Origin of the sequence: Amycolatopsis sp. MEPSY49 (assembly GCF_051337345.1) — a bacterium.
Classification (GTDB): domain Bacteria; phylum Actinomycetota; class Actinomycetes; order Mycobacteriales; family Pseudonocardiaceae; genus Amycolatopsis.
The window spans coordinates 1,296,592-1,309,361 of sequence record NZ_JBDLYJ010000001.1; the positions used below are offsets into that span (position 1 = coordinate 1,296,592).

14 protein-coding genes are annotated in these 12,770 nt (G+C 71.2%); 10 read left to right on the top strand and 4 right to left on the bottom strand.

The window, feature by feature from the left end; genetic code table 11:
- Nucleotides 1-7: 7 nt before the first annotated feature.
- Nucleotides 8-928, top strand: a complete 921-nt coding sequence (locus ABFJ78_RS06470) for a S41 family peptidase (protein WP_436384795.1) — start codon at nt 8-10, stop codon at nt 926-928.
- A gap of 24 nt (nt 929-952) precedes the next feature.
- Here the strand turns inward: ABFJ78_RS06470 and ABFJ78_RS06475 are convergent, their stop codons facing one another.
- Nucleotides 953-1,333 carry a VOC family protein gene (locus ABFJ78_RS06475; RefSeq protein ID WP_436384796.1) on the bottom strand — a complete coding sequence of 127 codons (381 nt, stop codon included), beginning with the start codon at nt 1,331-1,333 and terminating at the stop codon, nt 953-955.
- A 53-nt stretch (nt 1,334-1,386) separates the two neighbouring features.
- Nucleotides 1,387-1,833: a MarR family winged helix-turn-helix transcriptional regulator gene (locus tag ABFJ78_RS06480; RefSeq protein ID WP_436384798.1), complete on the bottom strand. Its 447-nt coding sequence runs from the start codon at nt 1,831-1,833 to the stop codon at nt 1,387-1,389.
- A gap of 83 nt (nt 1,834-1,916) precedes the next feature.
- Here ABFJ78_RS06480 and ABFJ78_RS06485 point away from each other — a divergent pair, with 83 nt between their 5' ends.
- The 4 genes from ABFJ78_RS06485 to ABFJ78_RS06500 are packed head-to-tail and all read left to right on the top strand — an operon-like array spanning nt 1,917 to nt 5,156.
- Nucleotides 1,917-2,882 (top strand): ring-cleaving dioxygenase, encoded by a 966-nt coding sequence (locus ABFJ78_RS06485; protein WP_436384799.1) that lies wholly within the window; start codon nt 1,917-1,919, stop codon nt 2,880-2,882.
- A complete protein-coding gene (locus ABFJ78_RS06490) occupies nt 2,879-3,481 on the top strand; it encodes an alpha/beta hydrolase (protein WP_436384800.1) in 603 nt (200 codons plus the stop codon). The genes ABFJ78_RS06485 and ABFJ78_RS06490 overlap by 4 nt, the downstream gene beginning before the upstream one ends.
- Before the next feature lie 42 nt (nt 3,482-3,523).
- Nucleotides 3,524-4,663, top strand: a complete 1,140-nt coding sequence (locus ABFJ78_RS06495) for a dipeptidase (RefSeq protein ID WP_436384802.1) — start codon at nt 3,524-3,526, stop codon at nt 4,661-4,663.
- Nucleotides 4,664-4,709: 46 nt separating this feature from the next.
- Nucleotides 4,710-5,156 carry a LapA family protein gene (locus tag ABFJ78_RS06500; protein ID WP_436384803.1) on the top strand — a complete coding sequence of 149 codons (447 nt, stop codon included), beginning with the start codon at nt 4,710-4,712 and terminating at the stop codon, nt 5,154-5,156.
- A gap of 111 nt (nt 5,157-5,267) precedes the next feature.
- Here ABFJ78_RS06500 and ABFJ78_RS06505 read toward each other — a convergent pair whose 3' ends face one another.
- On the bottom strand, nt 5,268-6,089 hold the full coding sequence (locus tag ABFJ78_RS06505; RefSeq protein WP_436384804.1) for a maleylpyruvate isomerase family mycothiol-dependent enzyme: 822 nt from the start codon (nt 6,087-6,089) through the stop codon (nt 5,268-5,270).
- A gap of 72 nt (nt 6,090-6,161) precedes the next feature.
- Between ABFJ78_RS06505 and ABFJ78_RS06510 the strand changes: the two genes are divergently transcribed.
- Complete coding sequence (locus tag ABFJ78_RS06510) at nt 6,162-6,953, top strand: Abi-alpha family protein (protein WP_436384806.1); 792 nt, start codon at nt 6,162-6,164, stop codon at nt 6,951-6,953.
- 4 nt (nt 6,954-6,957) lie between these two features.
- Nucleotides 6,958-8,193 carry a DUF445 domain-containing protein gene (locus ABFJ78_RS06515; protein WP_436384808.1) on the top strand — a complete coding sequence of 412 codons (1,236 nt, stop codon included), beginning with the start codon at nt 6,958-6,960 and terminating at the stop codon, nt 8,191-8,193.
- Here ABFJ78_RS06515 and ABFJ78_RS06520 read toward each other — a convergent pair.
- Nucleotides 8,190-8,549 (bottom strand): winged helix-turn-helix transcriptional regulator, encoded by a 360-nt coding sequence (locus tag ABFJ78_RS06520; protein WP_436384809.1) that lies wholly within the window; start codon nt 8,547-8,549, stop codon nt 8,190-8,192. The genes ABFJ78_RS06515 and ABFJ78_RS06520 overlap by 4 nt on opposite strands.
- A 115-nt stretch (nt 8,550-8,664) precedes the next feature.
- On the opposite strand from ABFJ78_RS06520, the gene ABFJ78_RS06525 reads away from it, so the two are divergent.
- From ABFJ78_RS06525 to ABFJ78_RS06535, 3 genes are all read left to right on the top strand, one after another.
- Complete coding sequence (locus ABFJ78_RS06525; protein ID WP_436384810.1) at nt 8,665-9,240, top strand: alcohol dehydrogenase catalytic domain-containing protein; 576 nt, start codon at nt 8,665-8,667, stop codon at nt 9,238-9,240.
- A complete protein-coding gene (locus ABFJ78_RS06530) occupies nt 9,177-9,641 on the top strand; it encodes a zinc-binding dehydrogenase (RefSeq protein WP_436385403.1) in 465 nt (154 codons plus the stop codon). Before ABFJ78_RS06525 ends, ABFJ78_RS06530 begins: the two co-directional genes overlap by 64 nt.
- Before the next feature lie 104 nt (nt 9,642-9,745).
- Nucleotides 9,746-12,679, top strand: coding sequence for a patatin-like protein (locus tag ABFJ78_RS06535; RefSeq protein WP_436384811.1), 2,934 nt, complete (start codon nt 9,746-9,748; stop codon nt 12,677-12,679).
- Nucleotides 12,680-12,770 lie beyond the last annotated feature (91 nt).

The following is a 12,770-nucleotide window of genomic DNA, read 5'->3' on the forward strand; positions in this document are numbered from 1 at the left end:
TGGCCTCATGGGGGGACGTGTCGCGCTGCTGGTGGCCGCCGTGGTGCTGTTCTTCGCCGGCGGCGCCGCGCCGGTCCGGCCGCACACGCCCGCCGAGTTCCTGAACCGCACGATCGCGTTGATCCGCGCGGAATCTCTCGACGCGGCTGGGGTGGACTGGCCGCGCGTCGAGGCGCGGGCGGCCTACCTCGCGCGGGGTGCGGTAGCCGATCTCGGGACGCTGGAGGCGCTCCAGTACGTCATCGGTGAACTGCACGATCCGCACACGATGCTGGTGTTCCCGGGGCAGGGGCTCACTTCGCCGAGCGACCTGCCCACGGTGGGGACCGACCACGGCGTCGCGACCCTGCGCCTGCCCGGCCTGGCCGGGGACGACGCCGCTGAGCGCCGTTATCTCGACGCGGGGTTCGCGGCGCTCGGCAGCGCGCCGTCGGTGTGCGGCTGGATCATCGACCTGCGGACGAACACGGGCGGGACGATGTTCCCGATGCTCACGGTGCTCGCCCCGCTGCTCGGCGACGGTCCCGCCGGTTCGTTCGTCACGCCGGGCGGCGAGCGCACGCCGTGGGAAATCCACGACGGGCAGTTCTGGCTGGCCGGCCGTTCGATGTCCGCGCGCCCCAACCCCGTCCGCCTGCCGCGGCGGCCGATCGCCGTGCTCACCTCGGGAAACACCACCAGTTCCGGCGAAGCGTCGCTGGTGGCCCTGCGCGGCCTCTCGCGCTCCTTCGGCGCGGCGACCGCGGGGTTCGCGACCGGCAACGACGTCGTCGACCTCGGTGGTGGGATCCGGTTGCTGCTCACCGTCGCGAGGGAGAGCGACCGGACCGGGCGGACCTACGGCGACTCACCCATTCCGCCGGACGAGCCGACCGGTGCTCCCGAAGCTGCGGCTCGAGAATGGCTGCGCACGCGGGGGTGCCCGTGACGGCACCCCCGCGCCCCCAGAGGCTCAGCCCAGGACCTGGTGCAGGCAAAGGACGTTGCCCTCGGAGTCGGTGAACCACGCCGCCCGTTCGTTGCCCAGCTCGGCGATGTGGTCGACGGTCTTCAGGCCCTCCATTTCGAAGTCCTGGAACCGGACGCCCCGGCCTTCCAGCGCGCCGACCTCGGCCTTGAGGTCGTCGACTTCGAAGCTCAACGCCGTGTTGTCGCTCTGGGTCCCCGCCGGCATCAGGCGAAGGCCGATCGCGCCCGCGCCCGCCGCGAAGTACAGCGTTCCGTCCTCGCCCTTCCCCGTCTGCTTCAGGCCGAGGGAGTCCGCGTAGAAGTGGCCGGCGCGTTCGCTGTCGGTCACCGGGAGCATCGTCGTGATCGTCGATTCGGTCAGCATGGACTTCATCGTGCGCGCCGGGAAAGCCGCTGGCCAGCGAGGCTTTTTCAACGTCAGGCGTTGAACGCGCGCAGTGTCCGCATCGCTTCCGCGAGTGGCTGCGCGTCGTCACCCAGCGGGGTCAGCACGATGCGCCGCAGGATCTCCGCCGCCGCCGCGCGGGCCTTGTTCGCCATGTCCAGCCCGTGGTCGGTCAGCGCCGCGAACGTGACGCGGCGGTCGTCCGGGCTCGGGACGCGGCAGATCAGGTCCGCCGCGACCAGGCGGTCAGCCACCTTCGTGAAGCCGCCGCTGGACAGCGCCGCCTCGGTGGCCAGCTTGGTCATCGGCATCCGGTGCTCGGGCGAGCGGACCAGGCGCAGCAGGATGTCGAACGACGCCGGCGCGAGGCCGAGGCGGTCGGCGATCTCGCCCATCAGCTTGTCCTGCGTGGCCAGGTAGCCCTCGATCACCAGGCCCCACCACGTGACGATCTCGTCGTCGTCGGTCTTCGGATCCACGGCGCCAGCCTACCCGAAAGTCTGCACGGAATATATCTTGCTCGCGAGAGGTTCTGCGGTTACCTTGGAAACAGGAGGCAACCATGTCGATCAAGACGTCCGGCCTGCACCACGTCACCGCGATCGGCGGCGACCCGCAGCGCAACGCCGACTTCTACCTGCGGACCCTGGGCCTGCGGCTGGTGAAGACCACCGTGAACTTCGACGACCCGGGCACCTACCACCTCTACTACGGCGACAGCTCCGGCAAGCCCGGCTCGCTGATGACCTTCTTCCCGTGGCCCGACGCGCCGAGCGGCCGCCACGGCACCGGCCAGGCGACGACCACGTCGTTCTCCATCCCCGAAGCGTCCTTGGGCTGGTGGAAGCAGCACCTGGCCGCGAACGGCATCGAAACCGGCCAGATCCGCAACGCCGACGACGAAGAGACGATCACTTTCCGCGACCCCGACGGCCTGAAGCTCGCCCTGGTCGCGCACCCGCAGGGCGACCCGCGCGACCCGTGGGACACCGAGCTCGTCCCGGCCGCGCACGCCATCCGCGGCCTGCACTCGGTGACGCTCTCCGTGACCAAAGAGGACGCCACCGCCGGCATGCTCACCGACGGCCTCGGCCTCACCTTCGCCAACCAGGACAGCAACCGCCTGCGCTTCGCCGCCGGTGAAGGCGGGCCGGGCGCGCTGGTCGACGTCCTCGTGACGCCGGACGCGCCGCGCGGGCTGGTCGCCGCGGGCACCGTGCACCACGTCGCCTGGCGCGCGCCGGACGAGGAGACCCAGAAGACCTGGCGCGAAGAGCTCGTCGACCAGGGCGTGCACGTCACGTCGATCCTGGACCGCCAGTACTTCCGCTCGATCTACTTCCGCGAGCCGGGCGGCACGCTGCTGGAGGTCGCGACCGACGAACCGGGCTTCGCCATCGACGAGCCGCTGCTGGAGCTGGGCCGCGCGCTCAAGCTGCCGCCGTGGCTGGAGCCGCGCCGCGAAGAGATCCAGCACATGCTGCCGAAGCTCAACCTCCCGGCCGAGAACAACCCGGAGCTGTCATGACGCTGGCGCACAAGTACGTCGAGGGCTCGCCGGACGCGCCGCTGCTGCTCCTGCTGCACGGCACCGGCGGCGGCCCGGACGACCTGCTCGGCCTGGCGCGCGAGCTGAGCCCGGACTCCGCCGTGCTGGCCCCGGCCGGCCCGGTGTCCGAGTACGGCGCCGCGCGCTGGTTCCGGCGGCTCGCCGAGGGCGTCTTCGACCACGAGGACGTCGTCAAGCGCGCGAACGAGCTCGCCGACTTCGTCGTCGAAGCCCGCGAGAAGTACGGGCTCGACGACCGTCGGCTGGTCGCCGTCGGGTTCTCGAACGGCGCCAACATCGCGGCCGCGGTGACGCTGCTGCGGCCGGAGGTCGTCCGCGAAGCCGCGTTGTTCGCCGCGATGTCGCCGGTCCCGGAGCCGCCGTCGCACGATCTCAGTGCGACCCGGGTCTTCCTGGCCAACGGCGAACGCGACCCGATGGCGCCGCTGGCGTCCACCGAGGAGCTGATCCGGCTGCTGCGCGAGCGCGGTGCCGACGTCGTCACGCAGCGCCACCCCGGCGGGCACCAGATCACGCTCGACGGCGTCCGCGCGGCCGCGAAGTGGATCATGACCTGACGTTTGTACGGAGCGTATATCGGCTCGCCCTACTATCGGGCGATGACTAACGAGGCACTACAGCGTGCTACGAAACTGCTGGACGCCGTCATCCTCGCCGACGGGCACAACGACCTGCCGTGGGAGCTGCGGCAGCACGGCGGGCCGAACCCGGTCGAGGCGGCCGCGTCGCTCGACCTGACCGTCCGGCAGCCCGCGCTGCACACCGACTTCCCGAAGCTCGCCGACGGGAAGCTCGGCATGCAGTTCTGGTCGGTGTACGTGCCGTGCGAGTTCGAGGGCCACAGTGCCGTGACGGCGGTGCTGGAGCAGATCGAGGTCGTCCACCAGCTGGCCGAGCGCTACCCCGACCGGCTGCGGCTGGTCGACACCGCGGACGAGGCCGAGGCCGCGTTCGCCGACGGCCGGATCGCGTCGCTGCTCGGCGCCGAAGGCGGGCACAGCATCGCCGAGTCGCTCGGCGTGCTGCGGATCCTGCGCCGCCTCGGCGTCCGCTACATGACGCTGACACACAACTACAACACCACCTGGGCCGACTCGGGCACCGACGAGCCGGCCCACGGCGGGCTCACCGAGTTCGGCCGCGACGTCGTGCGCGAAATGAACAAGATCGGCATGATGGTCGACCTCTCGCACGTCGCGCCGTCGACGATGCGCGCGGCGATCGAGGTCAGCTCGGTGCCGGTGATCTTCAGCCACTCCTCGTGCCTCGCGGTGAACGACCACCCGCGCAACATCCCGGACGACGTCCTGGCGCTGCTGCCCGGCAACGGCGGCGTCGCGATGACCACGTTCGTACCCGCGTTCATTTCGCCGAAGGTGTCCGCCTGGGACCAGGAGCTGAAGGCCGCGATGGAGGCGGCGGGCCAGGACTACCGCAACCTGGGGCTGCGCGGGAAGTTCGCGAAGGAGTGGGACGGCCCGGCCAAGCCGAAGGCCACCGTCGACGACGTCGTCGCACACGTCGAGCACGCCCGCGAGGTCGCCGGCATCGACCACATCGGCCTCGGCGGCGACTACGACGGCGTCGGGACGCTGCCGGAGGGCCTGGAGGACACGTCCAAGTACCCGGTGTTGTTCGCCGCGCTGCTCGAGCGCGGGTGGAGTGAGGAAGACTGCGCGAAGCTGGCCGGCAAGAACACGCTCCGCGTGCTCCGGGAGGTTGACGGTTTCGCCCGTTAGGGGGTTTGACGCGGCGCTCCCCGCGTGCCGGACGGACACTGAGTACATGACGCACGCGCGCGGGGGCGCGGCCGACCGCCCCACCGGCCCCACCAGCCACGACCTGCCCGGAAGCAGCCACGACGTGCCCGGCGCCGAAGTGCCCGAGGGCGCTCTCGAGCCCGCCGAGCTGCGGGCGGGCGACGTCCGGCCCGGCGCCGAGGAGGTCGCGCCGGTCCAGCCGGCGCCGGCCCGGCCCACCGCCAAGAAGCCGCGGCCGACCCGGATCAGCGGGACGTGGGTCGCGGTCATCGCCGGCCTCGTCGTGCTGGTCGTGCTGCTGGTCTTCATCCTGCAGAACCTCGACCCGGCGACGGTCCACTTCTTCGGCGCGGAAGGCAGCCTGCCGCTGGCCATCGCGATGCTGTTCTCGGCGATCGGCGGCGCGGTACTGGTGGCGTTGATCGGCGGCGCCCGGATCCTGCAGCTGCGCAAGCAAGCCCGCCGCCGCTGAACCCGTCACTTTCCCCGTGAAAGTGTTACGGAGGCACGGTCTCCACAACACTTTCTCGGGGAAAGTGATCCGGAGGGCTTATCTCCACAACACTTTCACGTGAAAGTGCTCTCAGACGATGATCGAGGTCATGCCCAGGATGGCCTCGCAAACGTTTTCGTCTCCCGTTGTGCGGACGCGGGCGAGGTCGGCCGCGTTCCTCGTGCAGAGCCGCCAGAACGTGTCCAGGTCCGTCGTCACGGTGGCCAGCGGGGTGCGTGACGGCGGGGCGCCGCGGTCGAGCGTCCAGCCGTCGCGCTCGCGGCGGGCGTACCACTTGCCGGCGCCGGTCACCGTGTAGCCGACCTGCTTGCCGACGCGCGCGTCGACGTCGCGCAGGGTGTGCGGCAGCGCGCGGACGAACGTGTCGGCGATCGGCTCGGCGTACTCGCCCTCCAGCGGCGTGTGTTCCAGCGCTTCGCGGATCTGGACGTGGTGGACCCAGAACTCCGAATAGTCGCGGGCCGCGTCCAGCCAGCGCGGCGCCGGCTCGTCGCCCGCCCAGCTCACCGGCTCGCCGTCGACGTCGAGATCGAGCTTCGCCCAGTACTCGGTCGTCTGGCCCATGAACTCGTACATCATCGTGAGCAGCACGTCCGTCGAGAGCCGGCGGCACGCGACGACCCACTCCTCGTTGATCCGGTCGATGAACCGCGGGAACGACTCACCCGGACGGGGGGCTTCCGAGGTGTGCCCGTCGCGGCCGCGGGACAGCCGGCCGACCTTGTCGCCCAGCAGGTGCGCGGCGACGTCCTTGACCGTCCAGCCCGCGCACATCGTCGGGCGCGTCCAGTCTTCGTCGGTCAGCGCGCCGAGCAGCGTCATCAGCGCCTGTTCCTCTTTGGAGAAGTACGGGAGGACGTCGATCGGCGGGCCCCAGCGCGTCGGACTCATGTGTGCATCCAAACACCGCTGTTCGGCCTACCCGCAGGTAGCATCACCGCGTACGCAGAGGGGAGTCCGCCGGTGAACGCAGAGCGACCGAACGGCCGGGGCACCGGCGACGAGGTGGCCGACCTCGCCCGCCGCGCCGGGCAGCTGGCGGGCTGGGCCGCGCGCACCAGCTTCGCTCTCGGGCGCAAGCTCCCCGGCGTCGAGACCGCCGAACGCACGGTGCGGCAGGTGGAGCACCAGCTGCTGGCCGAGCTGCGGCGCCGGCTCGACGAGGTCGACGACCCGTACCACGCGGCGCTGACGGCGGCGTCGGCGATGAACCGCCCGGCGGTGCCCGGAAAGGCCGAAGCGACCGTCACGCTCGTCCCCGCGCGCGACAACCACGCCGAGCCGCTGCGCGCCGCGATGGCCGAGCTGCTCAACCACTCCATCGGCTTCGGCCGCGACCGGGCCCGCGAATACTTCTACGCGATCATCCTGCGCCAGCTGACGCCCGACGAGGCACGCATCCTGTCCGCGCTGTCGGACGGCTCGCCGTTCCCCGCGATCGACGTCGTCGAGCGGACCGGCATCGGCGGCACGGGCCGGGTCGCGCTGCGCAACGCGTCGACGGTCGGCAAGGCGGCCGGAGTGTCCCTGCCCGACCAGGTGCCCGGGTACGTGACGCGGCTGATCGGGCTGGGCCTGGTCGACCTCGACGAAGAGGTGCCCTCGCTGGAGACGCAGTACGAGATCCTGCTGACCGACGAGACCGTGCGCGACGCGGAGAAGCACGTCAAACGCGCGAAGTACGTCCGGCGGACGATCCACATTTCGCGCCTGGGGGCGCAGTTCTGGCAGGCCTGCGACCCGAGCTTCGCCTAGCCGGATGGGGGCCTTCCTCAGCGGCATCCTCGCCGACTTCGCGCAGCATTGGCCCCTCTACGTCTCGATCCCGGTCGTGGCCGCGCTGATCGGTTACGGCACCAAGCTCGTCGCGATCCGGATGATGTTCCAGCCGGTGGAGTTCATCGGCGTCAAGCCGTTCCTGGGCTGGCAGGGCATCGTGCCCAAACGCGCGGCGCGGATGGCGAGCATCGCGTGCGACACGATGACCGAGCAGCTGATCAAGCCGGCCGAGGTCGTGGCCCGGCTGGACGCTTCCCGCATCGCGCAAGAGATCGAGAAACCGCTGCTGGCGGGCGTCGAGGACATCGTCCGCGAGGTGGCCGGGCACTACCAGCCGGGGCTGTGGGAGTCGTTGCCGGTCCGCGTCCAGCGGCTGGTGATCGAGCGCGTCCAGCACGAGTCACCACGGATGGTCGCGGCGGTGCTCGACCTGATCAAGTCCGATGTGGACAGTGTGTTCGACCTGAAGGGCATGGTGGTCACCAGCCTGGTCAAGGACAAGCGCCTGCTGAACCGCATCTTCCAGGAGGCGGGCGCGCAGGAGTTCAAGTTCATCGCCCGGTCCGGGCTGGTCTTCGGCGGCGCGATCGGCGTGATCCAGATGGTGGCGTGGGTGCTGTTCAAGTTCCCGCCGATCATGCCGATCTTCGGGTTGTTCACCGGCTGGTTCACCGACTGGCTGGCGCTGCGGATGATCTTCTACCCGATCGAGCCGCGCAAGTACTTCGGCGTCACGTGGCAGGGATTGTTCCTGAAGCGGCGCGCGGAGGTCGCGGAGGCGTACGGGTCGTTGATCGCGAAGGAGATCATCACCCCGCACAACGTCATCGAGGCGATCCTGCACGGGCCGCTGTCGGACCGGGTGCTGGCGTTGATCCAGCGTCAGCTGGACCGGGAACTGGGTAGTGTCGCGAAGCCGTTGCTGGTGTTCGCGGTGGGTTCGCGCAAGTACCAGGACGTCAAGCTGGCGATCGCTTCGCAGATCATGTCGCGGCTCCCGGAGACGATGCGGTACATCGAGGACTACGCGACCGACGCGATGGACATCCGGAACGTGCTGGTGTCGAAGATGAAAGAGCTGTCGCCCCGGGAGTTCGAGCGGCTGCTGCGGCCGGCCTTCGAGCAGGACGAGTGGATTTTGATCGCCACCGGGGCGGTGCTGGGGTTCGCGGTCGGTGAGGGGCAGGTGCTGGTGCTGGAGCACCTGGCGGCCTAAGCGACGTCGTAGGCCCGGCGCGCCTCGGCGACCTTCGCCCGGTGCTTCGCCGCCCACGCCGACAGCGCGTGCAACGGCTCGTCCAGCTCCGCCGCGTGCGGCGTCATCGTGTACTCGACCCGCGGCGGAACCTCGGGGTACACCGTCCGCGTCACCAAGCCGTTGCGCTCCAGCCCCCGCAAAGTCAGCGACAACATCCGCCGCGAGACGCCGTCCAGTGCCCGCTCCAGTTCGCTGAACCGCCGGGGCCCCGAGCCCAGCTGAACCAGGACCCGGATCGCCCACTTGTCGCCCACCAGGTCCAGGACCTCGCGCAGGGAACACATCTCGGCCGGAAGAACTTCGCCGTCGTCCATCGCTGTGACCTCGTTCGTAACAGGCTTGTGCCGTCGTATCAGGAAAGTGCCGTCTTCCAGCGGGAACGTCGCCGGTCCACGATCGATTCCGGCACCCACCGGAAAGGAACCAGGAATGACGAAAGCCGTGCGGTTCGCCGCCGAAGGCGGACCGGATGTGCTGGAGCTCGTGGACGTCGACCTCGGCGAGCCGGGACCAGGCGAACTGCGGCTGCGGGTCGAGGCCATCGGGCTCAACCGGGCCGAGGCGATGTTCCGCGCCGGCACCTACTTCGAGCGCCCCCGCGAATTTCCCGCCAAGCTCGGCTACTCCGCGGCCGGGATCGTCGAAGCCCTCGGCGACGGCGTCACCGGCTTCGCGATCGGAGACGCCGTCAACACCGTCGCCGGCTTCTCGATGCGGGATTACGGCGTCTACGGCGAAGCGGCGATCGTCCCCGCGTCCGCCGGCCCGAAGGACTCGACGCCGCCGAAACCGTCGCCCTCTGGGGGCCGTTCCTCACCGCCTACGGCGCGATCGTCGACGAAGGACGCGTCCGCCCCGGGGACCACGTCCTCATCACCGCCGCGTCGAGCAGTGTCGGGCTCGCGACCATCGACGTCGTCAACCACATCGGCGCCGTCCCCATCGCCGCCACTCGCACCGAAGCGAAGAAACACCGGCTGCTGGACGCCGGTGCGGCGCACGTGATCGTCACCGACGACGAAAGCGTCGCCGCGAGGACGAAGGAAATCACCGACGGGCGGGGCGCGGAGTTCGTCTTCGACGCCGTCGCCGGTGAAGGCGTGCGCGAGCTGGCCGCGGCCACCGCCAAGGGTGGCACCCTCGTCGTCTACGGCGCACTCGACACGAAGGAAACCCCGTTCCCGCTGTGGTTCGTGCCGACCATGCGGCTGTTCAACGCCTTCGACCTGACGCTCGACCCGGACCGGCTCGCCCGCGCCCAGCACTTCGTGCGCGCCGGGGTGCGGGCGGGTACCTTCCGGCCGCGCGTGGACCGGACGTTCGACCTCGCCGACGTCGCCGAGTCGCACCGGTACCTCGAGGCGAACGGCCAGTTCGGCAAGGTGGTCGTCACCGCGGGGGGCTGAGCGGGCGAGCAACTCCACCCGAACGGCCGTACACCCGGACGTATCCCGGTGCTTACCTTGCGCCACTAGTCTGCGTCAGGACGACGACCGGGCGGGGGAGCCCAATGACTGCTGAACCTTGGCCGCAGGAGATCCGCCTCGCGGTGACCATGGTGGGCGGCTCCAGCCTCGCCATCTGGATGGGCGGGGTCGCCACCGAGACGTCGCGGCTGCTGCGGGAATCGCGCGGGGAAGCCGAGCCCGGGCTCTACCGGAAACTCCTCGACCTCCTGCGCGCCACCGTCTCCGTCGACGTCCTCACCGGGACCAGCGCCGGGGGCATCAACGCCGCCTGCCTGGGGCTGGCCGAAGCCTTCGGCTCGACGCCGGAAGTCCTGCGCGACACCTGGATCACCACCGGCTCGCTGGAAAACCTGATCCGGGACGCGCGCGAAAAGGAACCACGGTCGGTGCTCGACGGCGATCGCGTGCTGCTCCACGACCTCGAGGAAGCGCTGCGGCGGATCACCGGCAAAGGCCGGCCGCCCGCCGACGAACCCGATGTCACCGTGCTGCTCACCGGGACGATGATCGACGGCGAGACCACCCGGTTCGACGACGCGCTCGGGAACCTCGTGCGGGACACCGAACACCGGATGCTCTTCCGGTTCTGTGGTCCACTGTGGACACCCGGGGTGGAGGGGCCGCTCGCGCTGGCGGCCCGCTCCACCGCGTCGTTCCCCGGCGCGTTCGAGCTGTCGCGGATGCCCATCGGCGCCGAGGGCACCGACCGGCTGCACCCCGACATGACGCCGTACACCGAGCTGACCCGCTCGCACTGGCTCACCGACGGCGGCGTGCTGCTGAACAAACCGCTGCGGCCCGCGCTGCGCGAGATCTTCGAACGCCAGTCGCACTCGGACGTCCGGCGGCTGCTGCTGTACGTCGTGCCCACCGGCGAAAAGGACGTCGACGCCGTCGAGTGCGACGCGGCGAACCCGCCGCTGCTGTCGCACGCCATGGCCAAGGTCGTCAACACCGTGATGAGCCAGTCGATCAGCGCCGAGCTGGACGACCTGACCCGGCACAACGACGCCGTGCTCCGGGCGCGGGACACCCGCGTTTCCCTTGCCGCACTGGGACTTCGCGGCGGTCCCGAGCACCTCGTCGACGAGCGGATCGCCGCCGCCTACCTCGAGCGGCGGACCGCCGAGGACGCCGCCGAGCTCGTCCGGGTCGCCGCCCGGCGGTACGCGCTGTCCGAAGCGGATACCCCCGACCGCGACTGGGCGTCCGGGATGTCGCGGCAGCTGCGCGCGATCGCCGTCGCCGGATTGAGCAGCGGGGTCCCGGCCGCCCCGCCGGCCGCGAGCCTCGCCGTCGCCCACCTGGTCGGCTACCGGACGACCGCGCTCGACGACGCCGTCGCCACCGGCCTGCAGCTGGTCAACGCGGGGTTCCGGCTGCAGCCGGACGCCACGCGCGCGAAGGAGCTCAACGACGCCCGCGCCGAGCTGCACGCGGCGCGTTCGACGGCTTCACGCGGGGTCCGGCTCGGGCAGTGGGTGGCCGCGCACGCCGGGCCCGGCGCGAGCAGCACCCTCGAAGCCTGGATCCGCGAGCTGGCCGAGGAGTGGGCCGGGCTGGGCCGCTCGGCCGCCGTCGCCGAGGCTTGGCCGAAGGTGGTCGCCGGCCTGCGTGCCGCGGCGCCGACGTTGCGGGCGCTGGCCGACGGCGACAGCACCGTGACCACTTTGCTGGACTGGCTGGCACTGACGCCCGACAACGCCGACGAGGTCGTCCAAGCCCGGCTCCTGGCCCTGCACGTGGCGACGCGCGGGCTGCTCGCCCAAGCGCCGTCGGTCGACCAGCGCGTCGACCTGGTGCAGGTCAGCGCCGATTCGCGGACGCTGCTGGACATGACCCGGCAGCGGTCGGGCGACAAGCTGACCGGGCTGCAGGCGAGCTACTTCGGCGCGTTCTACAAGGCGTCGTGGCGGGCCAGTGACTGGATGTGGGGCCGTGTCGACGGCGCCGGCTGGCTCGTCCAGTGCCTGCTCGACCCCGTCCGCCTCGAGACGCTGCGGGACGTCCTCGGCCGGGAGCGGTTCCGCGACGAGTTCGTCGCCGCGTTCGGCCCGTCCTGGCGCAAGCCAGACGAACGCGACCGCTGCACCCCCCAGGAGGCGGCGCAGCTGCGTGACCAGCTCACGGCCGAGCTGGCCTTCCTCGGCCTCGACGCCGACCTGAAGCCGGTCGAGTTCAAGTCCGAGCGGCCGGTGGGCCTGCCGGTGACGGCGATGGTGCTGGCCCGGCCGCGGCAGGCCGAGATCGCCGCGGAGGAGCTGCCGGTCGTCGACCTCGCGGTCCGCCACGACGCCCGGGACGCCAAGAACATCGAAGAAGCGCTGGCCGAGGACCGTCCCCGCGTCGACGTCGGCGCCGCGCAGGCCCGGTTCCAGGCCTGCCGCGTCTCGGCCGAGAAGCTCGCCGGCGAGCAGGGCACCGCGCGGCTGACCCGCACGCTCGTCGCGCTCGGCGCGGCCGTGGTGAACGCCGGCACGGTCGCGTTCCGGCTGCCCGGCGGATGGCCGCAGACGGTGGCGGGCATGCTGCGGACGGTGGCCAGGAGCACGGCGAAGGTCGCCCAGGGCGCGTCCCGCCTCGGCACGGCGGGCTCGCTGGGGGCCGGCCTGCTCGCGCTGCTCGCCGGGCTGGTGCTCGGCAACAACGGCGGCGCGGTGCTGCAGTGGATCGGCCTGCCGGTGCTCGCCGGCGCGGTCGTCTACCTCGCGACGGCGCTGCTCACGATGGGCCGGTTCGCGCGGCGGCTGCTCGCCGCGCTCGGCGTGCTGGTGGTCGCGGCGCTGCTGCTGGCCGCGTTCCTCCCGCCGATCGCCGGGCCGTTCTTCGGCTGGCTCGCCCGCGTGGTCGCGGGCTGGCGGCGCGGCGAAGGCGCGGTGTGGTGGCTCGTGGTGTCCGGGCTGCTGATCCTGCCCGCGGTGGTGATGCCGCTGAGCGGGATCCGGCGCCGCGTCCGCCACCGCAAGCGAGCCTGAACCGGCCCGTCGCCTTGCGATCACGGGCCCGAGGGTTCAAGGTGCGGATAGGTCACGAGCCACGCGCGAGCGACCCAGGCGGGCGTGTGCC